Annotated in this window: 19 protein-coding genes; 9 read left to right on the forward strand and 10 right to left on the reverse strand. The window is 51.5% G+C overall.

From position 1 onward, the window contains the following. Positions 1-48 precede the first annotated feature (48 nt). From dcuS to MKY64_RS04400, 6 genes are all read left to right on the forward strand, one after another. Entirely contained in the window at positions 49-1,674 is a 1,626-nt protein-coding gene (gene dcuS / locus MKY64_RS04375; RefSeq protein WP_340951152.1) for a DcuS/MalK family sensor histidine kinase, read from the forward strand. Between the two features lie 45 nt (positions 1,675-1,719). Then, positions 1,720-2,427 (forward strand): response regulator, encoded by a 708-nt coding sequence (locus tag MKY64_RS04380; protein WP_340951154.1) that lies wholly within the window; start codon positions 1,720-1,722, stop codon positions 2,425-2,427. Positions 2,428-2,701: 274 nt separating this feature from the next. Continuing rightward, positions 2,702-4,060, forward strand: coding sequence for a 2-hydroxycarboxylate transporter family protein (locus MKY64_RS04385; protein WP_036731526.1), 1,359 nt, complete (start codon positions 2,702-2,704; stop codon positions 4,058-4,060). 270 nt (positions 4,061-4,330) lie between these two features. Then, a complete protein-coding gene (locus tag MKY64_RS04390) occupies positions 4,331-5,515 on the forward strand; it encodes an NAD(P)-dependent malic enzyme (protein WP_340951159.1) in 1,185 nt (394 codons plus the stop codon). Between the two features lie 175 nt (positions 5,516-5,690). Then, a complete protein-coding gene (locus MKY64_RS04395) occupies positions 5,691-6,755 on the forward strand; it encodes a suppressor of fused domain protein (RefSeq protein ID WP_340951161.1) in 1,065 nt (354 codons plus the stop codon). A 176-nt stretch (positions 6,756-6,931) separates the two neighbouring features. After that, complete coding sequence (locus tag MKY64_RS04400; RefSeq protein ID WP_340951164.1) at positions 6,932-8,095, forward strand: AI-2E family transporter; 1,164 nt, start codon at positions 6,932-6,934, stop codon at positions 8,093-8,095. Positions 8,096-8,518: 423 nt separating this feature from the next. Here MKY64_RS04400 and MKY64_RS04405 read toward each other — a convergent pair whose 3' ends face one another. Then, the gene (locus tag MKY64_RS04405) at positions 8,519-8,854 is read right to left on the reverse strand and encodes a helix-turn-helix domain-containing protein (protein ID WP_340951168.1); all 336 of its coding nucleotides are present in this window, start codon (positions 8,852-8,854) and stop codon (positions 8,519-8,521) included. A 217-nt stretch (positions 8,855-9,071) separates the two neighbouring features. Here MKY64_RS04405 and MKY64_RS04410 point away from each other — a divergent pair, with 217 nt between their 5' ends. Continuing rightward, positions 9,072-10,538: a DNA-binding protein gene (locus tag MKY64_RS04410; RefSeq protein ID WP_340951172.1), complete on the forward strand. Its 1,467-nt coding sequence runs from the start codon at positions 9,072-9,074 to the stop codon at positions 10,536-10,538. Between the two features lie 256 nt (positions 10,539-10,794). Next, positions 10,795-10,956, forward strand: a complete 162-nt coding sequence (locus tag MKY64_RS04415) for an aspartyl-phosphate phosphatase Spo0E family protein (protein WP_340951174.1) — start codon at positions 10,795-10,797, stop codon at positions 10,954-10,956. A 195-nt stretch (positions 10,957-11,151) separates the two neighbouring features. On the opposite strand, the gene MKY64_RS04420 is transcribed toward MKY64_RS04415, so the two are convergent. The 4 genes from MKY64_RS04420 to MKY64_RS04435 form a co-directional block, all read right to left on the reverse strand. Further along, positions 11,152-11,895 carry an amino acid ABC transporter ATP-binding protein gene (locus MKY64_RS04420; RefSeq protein WP_340951179.1) on the reverse strand — a complete coding sequence of 248 codons (744 nt, stop codon included), beginning with the start codon at positions 11,893-11,895 and terminating at the stop codon, positions 11,152-11,154. A 15-nt stretch (positions 11,896-11,910) separates the two neighbouring features. Next, positions 11,911-12,570, reverse strand: coding sequence for an amino acid ABC transporter permease (locus MKY64_RS04425; RefSeq protein ID WP_209984930.1), 660 nt, complete (start codon positions 12,568-12,570; stop codon positions 11,911-11,913). A gap of 14 nt (positions 12,571-12,584) precedes the next feature. Continuing rightward, entirely contained in the window at positions 12,585-13,325 is a 741-nt protein-coding gene (locus tag MKY64_RS04430) for an amino acid ABC transporter substrate-binding protein (protein ID WP_445165107.1), read from the reverse strand. 343 nt (positions 13,326-13,668) lie between these two features. Further along, positions 13,669-14,352, reverse strand: coding sequence for a pectate lyase (locus MKY64_RS04435; RefSeq protein WP_209985194.1), 684 nt, complete (start codon positions 14,350-14,352; stop codon positions 13,669-13,671). A gap of 238 nt (positions 14,353-14,590) precedes the next feature. Here MKY64_RS04435 and MKY64_RS04440 point away from each other — a divergent pair, with 238 nt between their 5' ends. After that, on the forward strand, positions 14,591-15,271 hold the full coding sequence (locus MKY64_RS04440) for a GDSL-type esterase/lipase family protein (RefSeq protein ID WP_339219230.1): 681 nt from the start codon (positions 14,591-14,593) through the stop codon (positions 15,269-15,271). 82 nt (positions 15,272-15,353) lie between these two features. On the opposite strand, the gene MKY64_RS04445 is transcribed toward MKY64_RS04440, so the two are convergent. The 5 genes from MKY64_RS04445 to MKY64_RS04465 form a co-directional block, all read right to left on the reverse strand. Then, positions 15,354-16,775 (reverse strand): collagen-like protein, encoded by a 1,422-nt coding sequence (locus tag MKY64_RS04445; RefSeq protein WP_339310671.1) that lies wholly within the window; start codon positions 16,773-16,775, stop codon positions 15,354-15,356. Positions 16,776-16,990: 215 nt separating this feature from the next. Continuing rightward, positions 16,991-18,037, reverse strand: a complete 1,047-nt coding sequence (locus tag MKY64_RS04450) for a tetratricopeptide repeat-containing glycosyltransferase family 2 protein (protein WP_339219226.1) — start codon at positions 18,035-18,037, stop codon at positions 16,991-16,993. Positions 18,038-18,053: 16 nt separating this feature from the next. Beyond that, positions 18,054-20,405 (reverse strand): collagen-like protein, encoded by a 2,352-nt coding sequence (locus MKY64_RS04455; protein ID WP_340951188.1) that lies wholly within the window; start codon positions 20,403-20,405, stop codon positions 18,054-18,056. Positions 20,406-20,580: 175 nt separating this feature from the next. Next, entirely contained in the window at positions 20,581-21,780 is a 1,200-nt protein-coding gene (locus MKY64_RS04460; protein WP_339314941.1) for an MFS transporter, read from the reverse strand. A 252-nt stretch (positions 21,781-22,032) separates the two neighbouring features. After that, positions 22,033-23,481, reverse strand: a complete 1,449-nt coding sequence (locus MKY64_RS04465; protein WP_339310667.1) for a hypothetical protein — start codon at positions 23,479-23,481, stop codon at positions 22,033-22,035. Positions 23,482-23,524: the final 43 nt, after the last annotated feature.

Here is a 23,524-nt window from a genome sequence, read left to right on the forward strand (position 1 = left end):
AAGGCTTTTGCGTTATAATCGAGAAAAATTTCCTGAAGGTGGAGCAATGTGAGAATTGGTACAAAAAGATTACGCCTTCAGACCACCATCACCCTGATGATCTGCCTGATCGTCGTGCTGGTGCTGCTGATTGTGTATGTGATGTTCGGCATGAGATTCTCCGAAGAAGCCCGGGCTTCTCTGGAGAACAAGGCCATCACTATTGCCCGGACGGTCTCCCGCACGCCGGGGGTGGTTGACGGGCTGCTTGCAGAATCCGATTCCGGCAGCATCCAGCGTTATGCAACCGATATCAGCGCCATTAATGACGTTCAATTCGTGGTGGTGATGGATATGGGAGGCATTCGCCGTTCCCATCCTGATCCGGCCCTGATCGGCAAGCATTTCATGGGCGGGGATGAGACCGATGCACTGCATGGCAAGGAGACCATATCCGTGGCTGAAGGCTCGCTCGGTTATTCAGTGAGAGCGTTCTCACCGATCTTCGCCTCTGACGGCAAGCAGGTTGGAGCAGTAGCGGTAGGCATATCGCTTGGCAGCGTCCGTTCCGCCGTTCAGCAGAACCGCTGGATTATCTACTCGGGCATCCTGGTCGGCGGGCTGATGGGGATATTCGGTGCCATCCTGCTCGCCCGCAAAATCAAGCGGATGATGTTCGGCATGGAGCCGGGCGAGATTGCCAAGCTGCTGGAGGAACGCAGCGCTATGCTGCAATCCGCCAAGGAGGGGATCCTGGCTATAGACAGGGAATCCCGGATTACCTTAATGAACGCCGAGGCCCGGCGGCTGATGGGCAGCGTCGGCTTGAACCAGGACCCGCTGCAGGGACAGGTGGAGCAATTCTGGCCGCTGCTGCGGATGGAGAAGGTGCTGGAAACCGGGGAAGCCCTGGAGGATAAGGAAGTGGAGCAGAGCGGTATTACGCTGCTGGTGAATGTGGTTCCGGTCAAGGTGAACGGAGTGATTGAGGGGGCCATAGCCACGTTCCGGGACAAGACCGAAATCAGTATTTTGATGGAGCGACTCTCGGGAATCTCCCTGTATGCAGAAGCACTGCGTGCCCAGACCCATGAATTCATGAACAAGCTGCATGTCATTATGGGGCTGAATACGATGCGCAGATACGACCGGCTGGAAGAATATCTGACCGATATTGTGCAGAACATCCGGACGGAGGCGGACTCCGTGGTCAGACAGGTCAAAGACCCGGTGATGGTCGGCTTCCTGCTGGGCAAGCTGAGCAGAATCAGAGAGGCCGATGTGCGGCTGGTTATTCTGGACGACGGTGTGCTGCCGGAAGCTGCGGATCATGAGACCGCACGGGAGCTGGTCACGATATTCGGCAATCTGCTGGACAATGCGCTAGAGGCCTTGCAAGGGGCGGACACTAAGCTGATAGAGATCGGATTCTGGCATAAGGACAATCTGCTTACCCTGAAGATCAGCGACAACGGCCCCGGCATCTCTGCGGAGGACGGGAATCATCTGTATGAACAGGGCTACTCGACCAAAGGCAAAGACCGGGGCGTCGGGCTGTATCTGGTGAAGCGGAGTGTAGCCAAGCTGGGCGGGACGATTGACTACCAGAGCCGGGCGGATCAAGGAACCGATTTTACTATACGGTTGCCTTATCTTGCGAAGCATGATGATAACCAGATGAAGACTGATGATTAACTATGAAGAGTGTGGATAACTGATGAAGAGGGTTGAGACCCAATTATGATAAAAGTACTGATCGTTGAAGATGACCCGATGGTATCGGAGATGAACAAGTTTTATTTGGAGCAGGTAGAGGGCTTCCGTGCCCAGGGCTGGGCCAGCTCTGCCTCCGAAGCGCTGGAGCGGCTGGAGGAGCAGCCGTATGACCTGATTCTGCTGGATATTTACATGAAGGACAGCAACGGGCTGGAGCTGCTGGCCGAGATCCGGCACAGGGGCATTAAGATTGATGTGATCGTCATCTCGGCGGCGAGCGACAAGGAGAGCATCCGCGAAGCGCTCCAGAACGGAGCGGTGGATTATCTGATCAAGCCGTTCGAGTTCCCGAGGTTTCGCGCGGCGCTGAACGGCTACCGGGAGCAGAACAAGCTGTTCCGCAGCCAGGAGCGGCTGAACCAGTCGGAGCTGGACCGGCTGTCCCGGTTCAAGCAGGAACGGACGACCTCGCAGGAGCTGGCGAAGGGCTTCACCCGTCAGACGCTCCAGACCATCTGGCGTGCCGTGGAGGCCTGCGGCACTGAGCTGTTCTCCGCCGAGGACATCTCGGCGGTATCCGGCATCTCCCGGGTCTCCACCGGCAAATATCTGGTCGGGCTGACGGAGATGGGCGTGCTGGAGATGGACCTCGTCTATGGCAGCATCGGCCGTCCGGTGCAAAAATACCGGATCGCGGCCAACGGCAAATCGCTGATTAGCAAGTATATCTGAGGACAATCGAGTATCAATGAGTTCAGTGCGCAAACCCGCCTATAACTGAATACAAAGCATTCATGCTAAAGCTCCTGACGCGCAACCTGCGGCGGGGCTTTTTTTATCTGGATATGTGCCTCCGATGTATGCGAAAAACAAAATACATTCCCCGCCGCAATGTTAACGCTTACTTTAATAATTTACAAAACCCCTTTATTACTTTCATAAAAACAAAAGCGCTTTCAAAGCAGCTATGATGAATTTGTAAAAGAGTTAAGGAGGTAAGGTTAACATGCAAAAAGCAATTCAACCCCCACTTTCGGTACCGGAACAGCAGCCTGTTGTACTGAAGCAAGGAGAACAGGGTTTCGTCCAGAAGCTTCTGCATTTAAAAGTAGGCGTTATTCCGCTCCCATTGTATGTGGTATTTGCACTTATTATTTTTGCGGCTTCTGTGCTTGGTGAACTGCCCAACGACATGATCGGCGGCTTTGCAGTAATTATTGTACTGGGGGTGCTGCTCAGTGATCTGGGCTTCAAGCTTCCGATTCTTAAGAATATCGGCGGTCCTGCGATCCTCTCTCTAATGATTCCATCGTTCCTGGTGTTCTGGAATGTGCTTGATCCTTCGGTGCTTGAATCGGTCAACACGCTGATGAAGACCTCGAACTTCCTGTACCTGTACATCTCGATTCTGGTAGCCGGAAGTATTACCGGGATGAACCGGACCACGCTGATTAACGGCTTCATCCGCATCTTCATTCCGATGATGGCCGGAACCCTCGCCGCAGTGGCTGCGGGCCTGGGTGTAGGGATGCTGCTTGGTTATAGCGCACACCGGACACTATTCTACATTATCGTGCCTATTATCGGCGGCGGTGTCGGTGAAGGGATTCTCCCGCTGTCCATCGCGTTCTCGCAGATCCTCGGCGGGGAATCCGGCTCCTATGTGGCCCAGATGATTCCGGCGGCGGTGATCGGCAACGTGTTTGCGATTATCGGAGCGGGACTGCTCAAGCGGATGGCTGACAAAAATCCGTCCATCACCGGGAACGGTGTCCTGGTGAAATCGAAGGACGGCCAGAAGCTGGCGGGCAGCACGTATGACAGCGCGAAGCCGGACTTCCTGCTGATGGGAGCGGGCCTGCTGTTCGCCTGCGGATTGTTCATCACCGGACATCTGCTGTCGCCGTTCGTCGGCATTCCGGGTCCGATTCTGATGATCTTCGCAGCGGCACTACTCAAGATTTCCAAGCTGCTCCCGTCCAAAATCGAGCAGGGCGCATATCAGCTCTACAAGCTGGTCTCCGGTACTTTAACCTGGCCGCTCATGGTCGGCCTCGGGATGCTGTACATCCCGCTGAAGGATGTCGCCGCCCTGATCTCGCTTCCTTATATTATTGTCTGCGCTACCGTGATCGTAGCGATGACGATCACCGGCTATTTTACCGGCAAATGGGTCAATATGTACCCTGTTGAAGCGGCCATTGTTACCGGCTGCCGTGGCGGCCTTGGCGGAACAGGCGATGTAGCCATTCTGTCTGCCTCGGGACGCATGGAGCTGATGCCGTTCGCACAGATCTCCACCCGTATCGGCGGAGCGATTACAGTAGTTGTAGCCACACTGCTCATCTCCGTCTGGGGCGGCTGATCAGGGGGATTAATCCGCAGACGATACGCCTGAATCACATGAAATCGCATCCAATCGTGTCTAAATCGTGGACAATTTTCAGGTGTCAGCTTTTATCTTGCCAATCCGATAATTATCGCGGAGAATGACTAAGGGAGTATATGAAATGCAGAGTTGCGGGCATGCATACGGGTCTGGTACGGTTCCGGATGCAGGTATATCCGCTATATATAGTAAGATCTGAGAATAGATGCAAGCAAACGGTTAATCAGTTGAATGGAGGAGTTATTCATGGAACTATTAGAAGAAATTATGCTGCTGCATAAAGGCGGTAAGCTCGAAACTACCCTGAAGCATCCGATTCTGTGCAAAGACGACCTGTCCAAAGTCTACACGCCGGGTGTGGCGAAGGTCTGTCAGGCGATTGCCGACGATCAGTCCCAGGCTTACGAGCTAACCACGAAGAAGAATACCGTAGCTGTCATATCCGATGGTACGGCTGTATTGGGGCTTGGCGATATCGGGCCGAAGGCGGCCATGCCGGTTATGGAGGGCAAAGCGGCGCTGTTCAAGCAGTTCGCAGACGTCGATGCCGTGCCGATATGCCTGGACACCAAGAATACCGAAGAGATTATTGCGATTGTAAAAGCACTTGCCCCGACGTTCGGCGGCATTAACCTGGAGGACATTTCCTCTCCGCGCTGCTTCGAGATTGAGAGACGGCTGAGAGCAGAGCTGGATATCCCGGTCTTCCATGATGATCAGCATGGTACGGCAATTGTCGTGACCGCCGGACTGCTGAATGCGCTCAAGGTATGCGGCAAGAATATTAAGGATGTCAAAATCGTAGTCAACGGCATAGGTGCAGCCGGCATCTCCGTCTCCAAAATGCTGCTGCATGCCGGAGCGGTCAACCTCATCGGCGTGGACCGGGAGGGCGCGATTAACCGGCTGGCGGATTATGAGCGCAGCCATTGGAGCGATTACGCCCAGATTACGAACCCATATCTTGAAACCGGAAGTCTGTCCGATGTGATTAAAGGCGCAGATGTCTTCATCGGAGTCTCTGCACCGGATGTGCTGAAGCTGGAAGATGTGCTGAACATGGCCACAGATCCGATTGTGTTCGCCATGGCGAACCCGATGCCGGAGATTGATCCTGCCATTGCTGCGCCGAATGTAAGAGTCATGGCGACCGGCCGTTCCGACTATCCGAACCAGATTAACAATGTATTGTGCTTCCCTGGTATATTCAGAGGCGCGCTGGATTGTGAAGCTACGGATATCAATGAAGACATGAAGCTGGCGGCAGCAGAGGCGATCTCCTCAGTGATTGACCCGTCCGAGCTACATGAGAAATATATCATCCCAGACGCCTTCGATCCGCGTGTAGTAGAGAGAATCCGCATGGCTGTAGCCGAAGCGGCAGCTAAGAGCGGCGTAGCCCGCAAGGACCTGCTGGTCGGCGTAAACTGATACCTATATTAATGAAGATACACCAAACGGCAAGCTCGTAAGATGAGCTTGCCGTTTTTTGCGGAATTTATATGGTTTGGGGTTTGTGATGATGGAATTGGGGTAATGAACGGGAGATTCTGGGCCGGATACGGGAATTCCGGCTGTACATAAATATGAACCTGGAGGGAACAAGATGAGTGAGCAAGAAGTGGAAGCAACCGGCTGGGATGCCATTGAAGATCAGATGAAGAGGTTGTACGGACAGCAGGAGCCGAAGCATTATGCTGCAATGCTGCCTTATAGGCTGGGGGGTAAAGACCCGCTGAGCGGAATCAGCGTCTATGAAGCGCAGCAGCCTTATCCGCATTGGCATTTCGTAACCTTCGGTTTCTCTGAGCTGTACGATAAGGAGTCGGAGAACCTCGAATACAGCGGGTACGGCTTCGAGCTGACCTTCCGGTTGGCTCGCAGTGCCGGAGAACAGGAGCCTCCGGCCTGGGGGATCAGTCTGCTCCAGAATATGGCCCGGTATGTATTCTCCAGCGGGAATATTTTTGCCTCTGGTCATTATCTGGATGCGAACGGTCCCATCTGTCTGGGCGCGGACACCCGGCTGACTGCGCTGGCTTTCATTGATGACCCGGAGCTTCCAGCTGTGGATACGCCCAATGGGCATGTTGAATTTCTGCAGATGGTCGGAATTACAGCAGATGAACTGGAAGCCATGATGACCTGGAATACGACCTCATTCCTGCACGCCAGCGAGGAGATGCTCCCCGCATATATCACTGATCTTGCCCGGGATTCGCTGCTCCGGCTTCCGGCTATTAAGGAAGCAGTTCGCCTGGGCATCGAGCGTGACGGGTCCCAGACGGGTATCCTGTATGTAGATGAATTGGGCTTCGAGCCTGCAAAAAGCCGTCTGCTGGGCACCGCACCGGCGGTCCTGACCATTGGGGCTCGGCAGGCCGCGTCAGTAGCCAGCCTGCTGCGCGGACGATTGCTGAAGGGGAAGCCGCTGAGGTTAACCTGCCCGAAGCTACAGATCTTGCTAGAACCGGCTGAAGAGACTGGCTGTGTACAGGACGGGGAGATCGTCCGTATCAGCCTGAGTGAAGCAGCTATCCTGGAGCTGGAAACGAAGCTCCAGCCCAAGGAAGGCGAATTCCGGCTGTCCACCGCCAAAGAACTGAAGGTGCAGGTAAGAAAGACCTACATCAAAGACCAAGAGGGTAACGTGGTGGAGACCATCGGCTAACCTGCACTGACGGCTGCTTCATTCTAGCGGGACTTCCGTTTCGATTGTGATCATGCGTTCACTCCATCCCGAATCTTTAGCTTATCTTTAGACTTGGTTTAGTTTGAATTAAGAAACCCCGGCTATATTTAAGTGAACAAGAAACGCTGTTCAAAATAACGGAACGGGAGCCCACTATGGCCAAATTGAATTTGTTCATCCGCATTTGTATTGCCGTGCTGCTGGTGCTGGGAATTATCTATGTCAGCTCACTGGTAGACTTTATTTTTACCCCTATTATCTCGTTGTTCAATGTTGTGATGGTGCCGTTAATGCTGGCCGTATTCTTCTATTATCTGCTTCGGCCCCTGATCGACTTCCTGTCCTCGCGCAAATTGAAGCGGACGCTGGCGATCCTGCTGGTCTATCTGGTCATTGCTATTCTGCTGCTGGGCTTCACGGTAGGCGTCTGGCCATCGCTGCAAAGTCAGCTGCTGAACCTGGGCAACAATATGCCGGGGGTGCTGAGAGCAGTTGGAGAGCAGTTAAGTAAGCTGGAGAACACTGAGCTGCTGTCGGGTCTGATTCCCGAGAATATGAACCTGTCCAGCCAATTAATGGGCTATTTGAATACAGGCTTCTCGCTGGCAACGGGCTATGTGTCCGGGCTGTTCTCCTTTGTCTCTAATTTTGCGATTGTGCTGTTCACCTTTCCGATCCTGCTGTTCTACATGCTGAAGGAAGGCGGGAAGTTCGGCGATAAGCTCGTGAGCTTCTTCCCCAAACGGTATCACGAGGAGGGCGCGGGGGTGATTGCCGAGATTGACGGCGTGATGGGCAGCTTCATCGTCGGCAGAGTGCTGGTCAATCTGGCGCTCGGCGTCCTGATGTACATCGGGTTCCTGATCATCGGCCTGCCGTATGCGCTGCTGCTGACAATGGTAGCGGTGCTGATGAACTTCATCCCTTTTATCGGAGCCATTCTGTCTACCGTGCCGATCTTCATCTTCGGTCTGATCGAGTCCCCGTCTACGGCGGTCTGGTCAATTGTGGTCGTGCTCGTTGCGCAGCAGATTCAGGATAACCTGGTGGCCCCATATATCTTCGGCAAAAGCATGGATATCCACCCGCTGACCACGATCATCCTCGTCCTGGCCGGCGGCGATTTCGGCGGAATTATCGGCATTCTGGTCATTATTCCGGTCTATATGATGCTCAAAATCATCATCGTCAAGCTCTATCACCTCTTCATCCGCACGCGCTGGGAGGAGGAGCCGGAGCCGGCAGCGCCGATGGGACCGTTGGAGCCGGTGCCCGGGGACACGGCGCCGCCTGCGGATGCAGTGGAGAATGTGGAGTGAAATAAGGTAGATTAAGGGCGGATTAGCGCGTGAGTGTGACAGAGAAAGTGTGGGTCGGGTGAAGTAAGAGCGAGTAGGTTGAAGTAAGAGTGGGGTTGGGCCGAGCTTGGGACAGAGTTGGAAAAAAGGCACTTATTTCGCGCCGAATGGACGGTTACGGGGAAGCAGTTGGAAAAAGTACATCTAATCTTCCCAATTATAAGGATTCGCCGAAAGTCGGCTCGAGTAAGTGTTGTTTATCCAACTAATGTGGGGAAGTGTATCTATAGCTCAAAATTAGATGGACTAAATCCACTTGCATCCTCCGCTGCGCCCATAGCTAAGCGTTAATGCGACAAACTAAAACAAACACACCGGAAATCTATGCTTGGCATGATTTTCGGTGTGTTTGTTTTGTTATAAATTCATTTGAAATGGAATCAGCTACTTTGATGTTTTCTTAAACATCTCACTCAATACACGGTAAGCCCTCTCTTGTTCATCGGTAGATTGCTCTTGCAACAGATGAACAACCTGCCAGATCCATTCCTGGTTATTTAAATGATCAAACTGGGGGTGGTTAAATAAAGCGTACACGCTTATTTGTAAAGCATCTGCAATTTTTTCTAATGTTTCAAGCTGCACGTTTTGCTCACCGCGTTCTAATCGCCCGATGTAGGTGCCATATGTATCTACTAGCTCTGCAAGTTGTTCCTGGGTCAGTCCTTTAAGATTTCGATAGTGTCGTACTTGATCTCCTACTTGTTTTGCTACCTTCATTAAAGGCCCACCTCTCTCTATATATAAAAGTGTAGACCAAGCCTATAGGAGATTAGCAGAGTGTTGTAAGTTGTAATTTTTGTTTTGTAATTGAACTTAAAAGTTCTATGAGGTAAAATTTACACATATACTAAAAGATGTGGTGCATGCTCTAACAAAAAAGTACTGCAAAACGCTTTTTCCGAGCAGACCATAGAAGAGATGGGGGAACATCATATTGAGCAATAACAAAAATGTTCCAAACCCTAGCTCTCTTGTTAAACCAATAGCATCTATACTAACCTTGATCGAGAGAGAGATGGAACAGCAGAATGTAACAATGCATGAACTTGCACAGCAAAGCGGGATAAACCGTGGTCTATTAAGTGCTATCTTTACTAGCATACCTTCAAAACCCATACCAGTTCGGCAGTTAGATTTAATCGGAAAGGTGCTAGGCCAACCTTCTGGCTGGCTTTATGAGTTCTATGTGACCGAATGCTTTGCCAGCGGCAAAACCCACTGGAAACAGATTAAAAATTTTCTGCTGCGATGTGTTCAGCTTGAAAAAGAGGATTTGATTACTGCCACGTTGAACCAAATCATGGAAGAACCTGTTCATATTCAAGATGTATTCACTTTAGCTGAGTCACTTTTTGCCCAAGGAGAGTGGAAGGCATCCATTCCTTTTTACCGCTGTATCTGTGAAAATGAGATCAAGCAGCATTCTGAGCGGCTAGCCACCAGTCATTACAAATGGTTTCGAGCAAGACTAGGCACTGACCTAAAGGAAAACCATGAGGCTGCGCTCAAGTTTGCACCTTATCGAAAGCGTCTTGCCGAAAACCAACAATTAGACGGCCTGCTGCAATTAGCCAATGTTCATTTTAATCTACAGCAATGGGACAAAGTGATCCAATATGCCGATGAAATGAAAGCCTTGCTGACTATTATCCTCTTCCAAAAGAAAGAACGTGCACGTAGAGGGATTAATGAAACTGAACCGTTTACCACAGAACGTCATTTGGTCTTTTACTACGGGCAGAGTTTTTTGTTGAAAGGAAATGCTCTAGAATGGATGGGGAACTATGAACAAGCTCTGGAGTATATTGCCGGTTATGAGGATCTAAGATGGTTTGAAGATCTGAATGATAGTGGCTGGACCGAAGTCCACAAATTTGAACGGTTTGCTGAGGCCAATCGATATAACCTGAATGTGCTTTTGGGCCAATTTGATTGTTTGCCAGAGTATCTAACTTTTTTAGACAAGTATCCAGAGGAGTGGCTGCCCAGCCTGCTAACCATCATGAATGCAGTTAACCGCTTTGAATATGAGGCAGACGAAGTGCTTGCTCATTTCAAAGATCAAATAGATGAGTTACTGACGAACGATTCCTGGCCTGCCCATGTGCATTATCAAGAGGTTTTCCAACGTGACCGCTACGCGCGGTTATGCTATGAACTGGCTAAGTACTGTCTTTTTCACCATCAGCATCAAGAAGGGATCGATCGGCTGCTAAAAGCCTTGTCCCATTCAATTGCATTGAGCAACAAAAACCTCATCATAAACTGTGCTGCCTATTTTGAGCAGTACCGAAATCAGGCTTTGGCTGAACAAAAAGCAAGGTATGAGCATTTTATGAAAGGAGTGATTGAAGATGCGCAAATGGCTCTCATCCCTGCTTCTATTGAGCCTTCTTTGTAGTTCATTGTTCTTGGGAGTAATACCGCCCATACCACCTGACGGTTCATTTCCTGTGACCGTATCAACGCTCTCGAATGGTGAAGGTTCTTGAAAAATCAGCATAAAAACAACCTCCGTGTTTTAAAAGCGGAGGTTGTTTTTATGTCTAGAGGAATCAAACATTTTCATTACGTGTGAATCCTAAAAGGTTTTTTTCGTAGTTGGGTAACTCTTGTTAGAATGGGTTAAACGACAAAATATGGGAGAAGCGTTTGTTATGTATACCCTACAGCAATTAATCGAAGAAAAACGAAAGGAAATGAATGGGTTGGCTAACGAATATGGTTTATTGGATGATCGGGTATTGACGAAGTCGAGAGAATTGGATTGTCTATTAAATGAATACCAAAGATTAGTTGTACAAATGGAGGTCCTGTAATGTTTATTCCCATTATCCAGTCTCTATCCACAGGGCAACAACTTGTGGTGCTCTTTCTGGCAGCTATACAGCTAAGTGTTCTTATATTATGGATTTATTCAGAGGAAAAGAAGAGAAAAGCAAGACGAACACAGCATCCTACACATAAAAAAAAGGACTCGCATTAAACCAAGTCCTTATAAGCATCCACTACACTTACTCCCGGGTCAGGAAGGCTCGCGTCCGCTCCAGCTTCGGACTGCCGAAGATCTCGTCGGGTGTGCCCGATTCGGCAATCTCTCCGTTGTCCATGAAGAAGACGCGGTCGGCGACATCGCGGGCGAAGCTCATCTCATGGGTGACGATCATCATCGTCATGTTCTCCTCGGCCAGCTGGCGGATGACACGCAGCACCTCGCCGGTCAGCTCGGGATCGAGCGCCGAGGTCGGCTCGTCGAACAGGAGAATGGCCGGGCTGAGCATCATCGCTCTAGCAATGGCGACCCGCTGCTTCTGCCCGCCCGACAGCGTGGAGGGGTAGACGTCTGCTTTGTCGGAGAGGCCTACCTTGGAGAGCAGCTCCCGGCTCTTCGCCGTAATCTGCTGCACACTCTCCCGCTTCAGCGTTCTCGGGGCCAGCTCCAGGTTAGCTCTTACGCTGAGATGCGGAAACAGATTGAAATGCTGGAACACCATCCCCATACTTGAAGTGATGTCTCTAATCTCCGCTGTACTGGCGTAACGTCCGTTATCAACCAGGGTTTTCCCACAGATTGAAATGCTGCCCCCGGTGACCTCCTCCAGGTGCACAAGGCTGCGCAGCATGGTGCTTTTGCCGGAGCCTGAGGGTCCGATCACCGCAACGACTTCGCCGGGCTTCACGTCAAAGCTAATCTGGTTCAGCACGCTAAGGCTGCCGAAGTCCTTCTTCAATTGCCGTACTTCAATCATGCTACTCATAGCCAAACAGCCCTTCTACTCAAATTTGAAACGTTTCTCCAGCAGCTTGAAGAATAAGGTCAGCACCAGTGTCATCAGCAGATAAATGACGCCCGCTACGACAAAAGGAGTGACAGTGAAATCACGGTTCACCGCCGTCTTGGCGAAATTCAGCAGCTCCGGTACGGCCACGGCATACAGCAGAGCGGTATCCTTGACCAGTGTAATCGACTCATTGGCAACCGCAGGCAGCGCCACGCGGAACATCTGGGCAAGAATGACCTTGCGCAGCGTCTGCCACCGGCTAAGCCCGAGCACCTTGGCCGCCTCATGCTGACCTTTATCGATTGAGAGCAGCCCGCCCCGGAAGATCTCGGCGAAATAAGCGCCGTAATTCAGAATAAAGCCCAGGCTGGCCGCTACAAAACGGTCCATAACCAGATATTGCCCGATTACAGGAATCTGCGGCAAACCGAAGCAGAAGAAGAACAATTGCAGCAAGAGCGGCGTTCCGCGCATGACGTAAATATAAGCGTGTGCGATCCAGGCCAGCGGCTTTAGCGTGCTTTTGGCCATCAGAGTGACCACCATCCCGAGCGGAATGGACAGCACGATCACGATCAGGAACAGCAGCACCGTGGTCCGGGCGCCTTCCAGCATCGGTCCGGAAATTCTAATAATATAATCGATATCCATGGCTTAACCGGCTCCTAGTTCAATACTTTGTTCTCTCCGAACCACTTGGTTGAGATCTCGGCGGCTGTTCCGTCACTGCTTAGTTCATCCAGCGCCTTCTGCAGCTCATTGAGCAGAGCTTCATTGCCTTTCTTAATCCCGATGCCATATTGCTCAGGGGCCAATGATTCTTCCATCAGCTTGTACGTATCCGGCTCCTTGGCTATGTAATATCTGGCGACAACCTCATCGATGACCACCCCGTCCAGACGGCCCGACTTGAGGTCGGTCAGCGCCAGCACATTGTCGGTGAATTCAGACACGCCGCCAAGCTCCGCCTTGATCGGACTGGCATCCAGGGCATCGGCGGCAGAGGAGAGGCTTTGCAATCCGACTTCTTTGCCGGCCAGATCCTTAAGCGCAGACAGCGATGAACCCGCCAGCACGACTACCACCTGGCTATTCTCCAGATAAGGCTTGGTGAACAGTACCTTCTCCTTGCGCTCGTCCGTGATGGTGTATCCGTTCCAGATCATATCGATGCGCCCGCTGTTCAGCTCGGATTCCTTGGCGGACCAGTCAATCGGCTGGAAGGTAACCTCCTTGCCCATCTTCTTGACAGCCGCTCGCGCATAGTCAATATCGAAGCCGACAAGCTCATTGTCATCATCCCGGAAGCCCATCGGGGCGAACTTGTCGTCTATGCCGATCACCAGCTTACCGTCCTTGCCGCCTGAACCGGACCCTGAGCAGCCTGTAATTAGTACAATAGCCATGATGGTTAATAGAACCCATATTCCCTGTCTCTTCATCTCTCTAATCCCCCTAGTAGATTGCCTGCCGCATCGGTTGCTTTAGTTCGTTAATACGTTATCAGTGTATCATAATAACATATCATGTGAGTTCATGTCGATAGAGTTGAGAAAGGCAGATGTGTCCAAAATAAATCTATTCCTCCGTCCCGGATATTATCGTGTTCATGTGTGCCTGGCCGTCCGTCTGAACTGAAACCGCCTCCATCCCAGCGGAGCCGGAAATGGAGGCGGTTACTGTTAAAGGTGGTCTGCTGCAGGAATCAGACTGGTGTATTCACACTAGCTTCCCTGACTTTATTTTATCTCAATATTGCGTGTTGCCCGATTGGCTGGTCTTACCCGAGGCAAAACCCTTGAACAGGGTAGGCACATTGCGGTAGCGGGTATTGGTGATCCGGGCGGCGCTGCTGCTGCTGTCTGTGCGGAAGATGGAATCCTTGACATTCGAGATATCCGAGTTGTCCAGGGTGAAGTTCACGGCATAGGAGGTGCCGCCGTTCTGGCGGGCCAGCTTGCCGATGTCATTCGCTTTGAAATTCTTGATGTTGATCGTGCCCGCAGCGTTCGCCTGGAACACTTTATCGTAGGCTTTGTACGCACCTCCGCCTGTAATATTGACTGTGCCGGAGGCCTTCAGTGTCAGGGCATCCTCGCCGACATCCTGCCAGGTCACATTGGAGATGGTAGCATTCCCGTAACAGTGCACCCCGTCTGCGCCGGGAGCACCGATAATTACATTTTTGAGTGTAGCATTCTTTTCCAGCCGGAAGATGGGTTTCTGGTTCTCTGCCTGGCTGCCGTCTCCCAGCGTATTCGGATTGGCGACGAACGTTTGGCCATTGCCGTTATACGTCTCACCGGCCGGTACGACAATCGTCGAATTCACCACAATGGGCGTTGCGGCAGATACCTCGGGGGGACTGGCAACATAGAACGAAGACAACAATGCAACCGACAGGAGCAAGCCAACTACCTTTTTCAAAAACATTCCGCCCTTCAACTGTAGAATTAGGTCCGGCGCACCGGTCCCTTGCGGGCATACCAGCCAGATGTGCACCTCTGACAGCACCCGATATCTAACCTATTCAGAACACGTGTGCATAGAACATAAACCTTACATGAAGATCAATTTCCATATTTCTGACACAATTTGGGCGGGCTGCAAGCTGAGGGATAAAAGATAACAATGGTAGAATAACAGAGCAGCAGAAACGGAGGAGATTAGATTGAATCAGGAAGAGCTTGACGAGATGATGGAGATTCAGTGGCAGAGAGAGAAAGAGGAGAAGGTGAAGAAGTACAGCATCCTGAACACCTTGGCGCTAAAAGGGCAGACCGTACTGGCGGGCTCCTCGCTGATGGAGTTTTTTCCGGTAAATGAATTGCAGCAGACACTGGAGAAGCAGACGGCTATCTATAACCGCGGGATTGCGGGCTATGTGACCCGGGAATTGCTCGAAGCGCTGGAGGTATGTGTGCTTGCGCTTGCGCCTTCGAGGCTGTTCATTAATATAGGCACCAACGACATCAGCTCAGCGGATGGGGAGTATGAGCTCGGGAAGCTGCTTGCGAATTACAATGAGATTCTGACCCGGATTAGAGAGAGGCTGCCGGAGTGCAAGGTGTACGTCATGGCGTATTATCCGGTGAATGCCAAGGCCGACTTCCCCGGAATGGATGAGGAGATGCGAGAGAATTACTTCAGAACGAGAACCAATGCGGCGCTGCTGGAAGCGAACCGTGCCGTGGAGGAACTGTCGCTCAGGCACGGATATGAGTTCATTAATGTGAATGAGGGACTGACCGACGCGGAAGGGAATCTGAAGGAAGAGTATACGATGGACGGTGTGCATATGTATGCTAACGGGTATGCGGTAGTGCTGGATAATCTTAAGGCATATTTGTAAAAAGGGAAGAGCGATGGCGCACGACCTGAAAAGGCAAAGGGGCGATCCTCCAAGAACGGAGAACCGCTCCTTTGCGTGTCCATTACATAATTTGAATGATACTTAAGTTGGACCAATCTGCATTGATATAATGACTAGTTAAAGTAGTCCCTGAACTAATATTGCAATTTAAGCTCAAGGTTTGAGTACCTGTACCGGTTTGCAATAATCCACTGCTGTTTAATGAGAGAGCTGTGGGGGTTGTTGGAGCACCAGTCGGAGCTGCGAATTTGTCGAGTGCGGACAAGTGTACCGCGTTGCCATTGAGGAATAGAAGAGCTTGTGCACCGGTAATATCAGCATTTCCGGGTGCATAAGTAATTCTGACTGTATAAGAAATAAAATATAAACTGTTAGGTGAAAGCGTAATTTGCGTATCGTTACCGGCATTAAATTGGATACCAGTTCCATTGATAAAATCTACAACAAATGGTGTCGCAGTTGGAGCTGGTGGCACTGTACCCGTTGGAGAAAACAGGGCATTATTATTAATGATGTTGACGCCCGTAGCACCGGTGAGACCAGTGGCACCAGTGAGTCCTGTAAGGCCGGTAACGCCGGTAACGCCGGTGAGTCCGGTGAGTCCGGTGAGTCCGGTGAGTCCGGTGACGCCCGTAGCCCCAGTATCACCCGTAGCCCCAGTATCACCCGTAGCGCCGGTTTCGCCCGTAGCGCCGGTTTCGCCCGTAGCGCCGGTTTCGCCTGTAGCCCCAGTATCACCCGTAGCGCCGGTTTCGCCTGTAGCCCCAGTTTCGCCCGTAGCGCCGGTTTCGCCTGTAAGGCCGGTAGCGCCAGTGCCCCCAGACCCTGTACCGGTTGGTCCAGTCATACCACGCGGCCCAGTCGTTCCCGTAGGTCCTGTACCTCCAGCTCCTGAACCAGTCGGCCCAGTCGCACCACGAGGCCCAGTCGTTCCCGTAGGTCCCGTACCCCCAGCTCCTGAACCAGTCGGCCCAGTCGCACCACCAGGCCCCGCCGTTCCTGTAGGTCCGGTGGCTCCAGTTGCTCCTGCCCCTGGCCCGGTCGGTCCCGTTACTCCGGGAGGGCCTTGTTGTCCAGCGGGTCCGGTTGGCCCTGTGGCTCCTGCCTGCCCGCCGTCCTGTTCTCCAAGCAGCTCTTCAGCGACCAAACGGTGTGCGGTTACCAGCGCACCTGCACTATTTTTGCCCCAGACCGAAATTTGAATTGGATCGCTCACACTAGTTGAATCATCAGGTGTAAGGAAATTAAACTCAAAACCATTAAAATCAGCGTAATAATTCTTTGTAATGACTTGATTTGCTTCAATGTTGAGTGCTTCGCTGACATACAAGACCCTTGTTCCAGCTTGTAGATAATAACCTTTAATGGTTACTGAGGAAGCCGAGCCACCACTGCTGTTAACAATTTTAATGGTAACCTGTTGAGTAGGCCTTACTCCGCTTACCGGATTATTCTCGATAGGTCCTGTTGATAAAAAGGCCAAGATTCTTCACTTCCTGTCCGTATATTTGGATTTCGTTCCAGCATACTTAACGTTTAATATAGTAATATTCTGACTTCACGGTTTGGTGCGGACTTAGGGGTTGAAACTGCAATATAGGGGAGATGGACAACAAAAAGAGACAGGTCCAGGAATAATTAAGCTTCCGGGATTGTCTCTATAGCTGTGTTAAGACTTAAACAGCCTTACACACAGCACTATCTTTTACTATAAAATTCAGCCCATTGCTGATGATGTAACGCCTGGGCCTTGTCACCTAGCGCCTGGTAGCATAGGGAGAGCTGTTGATGGGGAAGCCAGGTGTGGTAGACGTTATCAACAACAGACCAGTCGTATCGTTCACCCGGCGGGGACAAATAAGCCGAACGATACCAGAATATTGCAGCCTCCAGATTACCTGCTTTCAGGAAATGCTCTCCCATCCGGCAACTGAAGGCGGGGTAGGGCACATCCATGGACAGAGCTTCAAGCGTAAGTTCGAGTTCTTTCTCCGTCTGGCTGTTGTATACATAACAGGTTGCCAGCTTGTGAAGGATGAAAATTCTGTTCTCCAGAGTTATTTCAGGGTGATCCTTGCACAGCTCATAATAATGGATGGCTTGCTTATATTGCTTGCGGGAATGACATTCCCTGGCATAATTTAGCATATCAGATGTGCTGAAAGTGTAGCCTTTCGCCAAGTGGCGTTCATAGATGTCCATATTTCTGCTTGAGGAATTGCCACCTGAAGCGTTCACTACTTTAGTATGGGTAACAGTGATATCTGATTTTATAAAATGATACGTCTCATCTGTAGCTAAATCCTCATGTACGATGCCTTGCCAGATGAAACCTTTGGTACGCTTGAGTAGCCGCAGCCTCGTGGTATTACTGATGAGTTTCCGGCTGTTGTCCTGCGGAATTTCGTAATTCATGGAGACGGCGTCTATGTCTTCCGTGAGCGTGTTTTTTAAATGCTCCAACTTGACCTTGTCCTCGGGAGTCAAAATATCATCGGCATCCAGCCACAGAATATACTCCTGGGTAGCATATTTAAAGGATTCGTTCCGGGCAGCAGAGAAATCGTCAATCCACTCGAAATCGTAGATATGCTGCGTCCACTTCGCTGCAATCTCCTTGGTGCGGTCTGTGGAGCCGGTATCGACGATAATAATCTCATCGGGAATACCTTCAATGGAAGAGAGGCAATGATCCAGGTTCTGTTCTTCGTTCTTGACGATTAGACATAAACTGATTGATGCCATACCTTAACCTCCGCTGTTAAGACATAAACGGATCAATAACACTCCAGAGAGGGGTGTTACCAACCGGAATGGTAGCAAGCAACTTATTGGTATTCTGATCAATAACTGCAACATTATTAGACGCACCAATGCTTACATAGACCAGATTAGATTGTACACTGTTCCGCAATAAGGTGATGAATGGATTCACGGCAGGAGAGTCTTGATTGGTACCTGCTGTTATCGTGCCGATGACGGCATATGGAGCATTTCCGTCTATGACGCTAACATAATCTCTACTGTAATTGGATATATAGAAGCGGTTAGTCAGCAAATTCCCGGCAATATTAGAACAATTCCGTCCAACAGTAATTGTTCCTATAATGGCATGTGTATTCGAGTTAATAACATTCACAATGCCGGGGTCTGCATAATTGGCTACCCACAGCTGGTCACGCAGGGGATCGATTATAATTCCATGAGGTCTGCCGGTACTAGGGAGAGAGAATGTCGTAACAACTGTATTGTTGTTTCCATCAATAACTGAAACATAGTCACCCGCAATATAAATTCTATTGTTCAGTGGATTGATATCAATCTGAACAGGAAAAGATGTGACATTAGCGATGGTTGTGACCTGACTTGTGGTAATATCTATTTGCCAAATATTATTTGATGCAGCTTGGGAATTAGCCACATATAGCGTATTCGTAAGCGTGTCAATTGCCATCCCTCGCGGCTGTCCTCCAACAGGATAAGTTGCTGTGATCTGGTTCATAATTTCGTCATATTGAATAATGTTGGTGGCGTTAGAGTAATAAAGAAGATGACGCTGAGTATCTATAGTCGCACTTCCGTAGTACGTGCTTGTAATTGCAAAGCTTGTAACGATTTCGTTCGTTAAGGCGTTAATAACAGACACATATTTATTAGTCCCATTAGATCCTACATACAACATTGGAGGATGCATGGTTCCTGAGACACCGGTGAGTCCCGTAGCACCGGTGAGTCCCGTGACGCCGGTGAGTCCGGTGACGCCGGTAAGGCCAGTGACACCGGTGAGTCCGGTGACGCCAGTGAGCCCCGTAGCCCCGGTCTCCCCAGTGAGGCCTGTAGCGCCGGTCTCTCCAGTGAGGCCTGTAGCGCCGGTCTCTCCAGTGAGGCCTGTAGCGCCGGTCTCTCCAGTGAGCCCCGTAGCGCCGGTCTCTCCAGTGAGCCCCGTAGCCCCGGTCTCCCCAGTGAGGCCTGTAGCGCCGGTCTCCCCAGTGAGGCCTGTAGCGCCGGTCTCTCCAGTGAGCCCCGTAGCGCCGGTCTCCCCAGTGAGGCCTGTAGCGCCGGTCTCTCCAGTGAGCCCCGTAGCCCCGGTCTCCCCAGTGAGGCCTGTAGCGCCGGTCTCTCCAGTGAGTCCCGTAGCGCCGGTCTCCCCAGTGAGGCCTGTAGCGCCGGTCTCTCCAGTGAGTCCCGTAGCCCCGGTCTCCCCAGTGAGGCCTGTAGCCCCGGTCTCTCCAGTGAGTCCCGTAGCGCCGGTCTCTCCAGTGAGTCCCGTAGCGCCGGTCTCGCCGGTGAGGCCTGTAGCGCCGGTCTCTCCAGTGAGTCCCGTAGCGCCGGTCTCGCCGGTGAGGCCTGTAGCGCCGGTCTCTCCGGTGGATCCAGTGAAGCCTGTAAAACCAGTAGCTCCCGTGGTTCCAGCCCCTGTCGGGCCTGTGGGTCCTTGTTCACCGATGGGAATCCATGGCCCGTAGTTGTTACCGCCATCCTGGCTGCTGCGGTAATAGAGCGCTGGATTGGAAATATAGAGCTGCTGTACGAAGTCGCCGACGCGAGAGACATAAATCGTCCAGACAGCGGGGTGAGGCAGAGGTGGTTCTCCTGGGGCTGGCGGGCCGTCCTGGGGTGACGGACCGCCCGAGTTACCCGAGCTGTAAACGCCGGGCTGGTTGAAATCTTTCAGCCAACTTCCGGAAAATTCCTTATTGTTAATAGGGAAGACACCGTCTTCCGCATCAAGTACGACATCTCCGGTCTGGCCGTTAACGCTGGTGACGGCCCCGGCAGGCCCGGTAACACCTGTAGGTCCGGTAGGTCCATACAGTGTTTGAAGATTAGCAGCGGTTGTCAGTCTGGAATCCAGCAGCATTTCCTGGCGTGAAATGGTATTCAGCATGGCTCGCGTACTATCATTTACTTCAAGGATCTGAGCGAGTGTGGCAGGTGGACCGGTGAGCCCTGGCAATGTACCCAGAGCGAACTGGATTTTCTCACCTTCTGCATTTAGAATATGGGCTAATCCAAGTTCTTCCATGGCAATGGAAGAGAATAGCAAACTAACGACATCATCCCTTGATAATGTGACTGAGGGCGTGATGTTTGGGATATTGGGATTGGACATGAGGCACCTCCTTAGGATTAGGGCACTATTCAATATATGCGCAGCGTTTCTTGCGGAAACGTATAGTGGCCTACTCTTGGGGTTGGTGACATTTGATATAAATGCATATAAAAGAAAGTAACGGCCCTTCGCGGAGACTCTCCTTTGCAGGGCCATTACTCTCTTTATAAATCTATCAGATCAATTCCCGCCGCCGCTTCAAATACACATACAGCGCGATGCCCGACACGGAGCACACCGCTGCGCATAAGCCAATGAAGCCATACCCCGCCTGAAGACCGCGCAGCAGGCCAAGCTCTGAAGTGCTGCCGTATACTCCTTTGACGGTCTCAATGACCCAGCCGATGATGTAATTGCCGATGACGCTTCCCAGACCCATCAAAGTGACGACAAAGGTAATGGCTGTATCGCTTCCGTTCGGATAACGGCGGGCAATAAAAGCCATCACGGTAGGATAGATAATAGCAATTCCGGCCCCGGATATGGCGAACAGAAAGGCAAGACTCTCTCCGCCGACCAGCGCGAGGAAGGTACAAACCGCCGAGAAGCAGGAGAAGATAATCAGCGAGAGTACGAAGCCGATCTTGTCTGTCAGCGGGCCGATCAGGAGCCTTCCCAGCGAGAAGAGCAGGAAGAAGGCCGACAATAAGCCGGAAGCGCGGACGGTATCCCAGGCATAGGCTTTTTCCAGAAAATTAACCAGCCAGCCGCCCACGGCCAGCTCTGAGACAACACCGAACGACAGAATCATCACCATCATCCAGAGCGCGGGATCACGCATCAGGGTACGGAAGGAGGTGCGGTCCTCATTCGGCAGATCATCACCGGGAAACGTGCTGCGCAGCGCTGACAGGATCGGCAGCAGACACAGCGACAGCATAACCAGATACATCCCCCGCCAGTCCAGCGTATGCCCGAGTATGCTCAGCGACATCACCCCGGTAGCCAATAGAGGTGCAACGGTCGAGCTTAATCCATAGAAAAAATGGGACAAGTTCATCATCATACCCGTGTTTTTGACGAAAATACGCGCCCCCAGAATCGCCAGTCCAATCTCCAGCATCCCGTTCCCGATGTACATCAGGAAGTAAGAGGAAGCGAATAGCGGATAGCTGTGCGAGAGGAAGATCAGCACGCCCGAGATCACCATCGAGGCGAACGAAATAATGGTGACTGCCTTGATGCCCCATTTGCGGACAAGGATGGCAGTGAAGGAGCAGGCGATCAGATAGCCAAGCGCATTCAGGGAGAGCAGCGTGCCGAGCTGTCCTTCATTAAGGTTGAAGGCGAGCTGAATCCGCGGGATAGCGGGCCCTTTAATATTCTCCGAGATGCCAAAGACGACAAAGCCCAGGAAGATAGTGACAAGTTGCATGATATAAACGGTATTGCGTTTGCTTGCAGAGTTGCGGGACTGAGCTTTCAAGGTAAATTGCCTCCTGGAAGATTGCGTGTTGGAATACGTGTATTGTAGTTATTTTACGGTGAAAGGGCAAGGGTTACTTGTTCAATCTCCCTACATAAAGAAAGCCCGCACAGGCAGGGGATGATAACTTTCCTGCGTTGTACGAGCATTTGGAGGAATTGGACCGGTTGAACCGCCTTTGCTCATTTTTTAGCCCTACATTTAAGAGATTCTAAATATGCTTACATTACTGTAAGTATCAGATTGTCCTGTGATTTGCAAGGTTAATCCCGTAATTCCTTGTGCTAAGACTGGGAAAATAAGCTCTGAGTCGGCCGTGGTTACATTTATCAGACCACTGGCCGCCAGCGCCAAGCCGCCAGGTCCTGTAGTTCCTCCGTCTGCTTTATACAGATAAGAGGGGAAGGGAGTAATTGTACCGTTCAAGGTAGGTAAAACAGTTATAATATCAGCACTTGCAGAGGTATCACTAATGTACAATCGAATGTTGTAGGCAACAAAATAAATGCCTGTTTCTGGTATCACTATACTTTGGTTACCGCCGGTACCTCCAAGGGTAATCCCCTGAGCAAATACCGTATTGAACGGGATATTAACCGTGGTGTTATTAGTTACTGTTGTGTTATTGACCGGAACAAATCGTCCATGAGTGGCCAATATATTCGGCCCTGTGATTCCAGTAGCCCCAGTGAGGCCAGTAGCGCCGGTAAGGCCGGTAGCCCCAGTGAATCCGGTGGTTCCGGTGACTCCGGTAAGGCCGGTAGCACCAGTGACTCCGGTGACTCCGGTGACTCCGGTAAGGCCGGTAGCCCCAGTGAATCCGGTAGTTCCGGTGACTCCGGTAAGGCCGGTAGCACCAGTGAATCCGGTAGTTCCGGTGACTCCGGTAAGGCCGGTAGCACCAGTGACTCCGGTGACTCCGGTCGGCCCTGTTGCCCCTTCTCCTGGACCAGTAGGTCCTGTCACTCCGGTCGGCCCTGTTGCCCCTTCTCCTGGACCAGTAGGTCCTGTCACTCCGGTCGGCCCTGTTGCCCCTCCCCCAGGCCCCGTAGGTCCTGTCACTCCGGTTGGCCCCGTGGCCCCTCCCCCTGGACCGGTAGGTCCTGTCACTCCGGCTGGCCCCGTAGCCCCTCCCCCTGGACCGGTAGGTCCGGTGACTCCGGTTGGCCCTGTTGCCCCTCCCCCAGGCCCCGTAGGTCCGGTGACTCCGGTTGGCCCCGTGGCCCCTCCCCCTGGACCGGTAGGTCCGGTCACTCCGGTTGGCCCCGTGGTCCCTCCACCGTTATGTTCTCCAAGCAGTTCTTCAGATACTAAGCGGTGAGCGGTGACCAGTTGACCAGTACTACTCTTGCCCCACACCGAAATTTGAACGACATTGCTCAACTCAGTCACACTATCAGATGTAACAAATATAAATTCAAAACCATTAAAATCAGCATAATAATTCTTCGTAATGACTTGATTTGCTGCAAGCTGGACAACTTCGCTAACGTACAAGACCCTTGTTCCCGCATTTAGATAATATCCCTGAATAGATACAGAGAACGCCGAGCTCACGCTGCGATTATCGATTTTAACGGTAACCTGCTGAGTAGGCCTCACTCCGCTAACCGGGTTATTTTCGATCGGTCCTGTTGATAAAAAGGCCATTGCCTTATCACTTCCTGTTCGTATAATTGAATTTCGTTCCATC

It is taken from the genome of Paenibacillus sp. FSL R7-0210 (genome assembly GCF_038009085.1).
Classification (GTDB): Bacteria; Bacillota; Bacilli; order Paenibacillales; family Paenibacillaceae; genus Paenibacillus_AQ; species Paenibacillus_AQ silagei.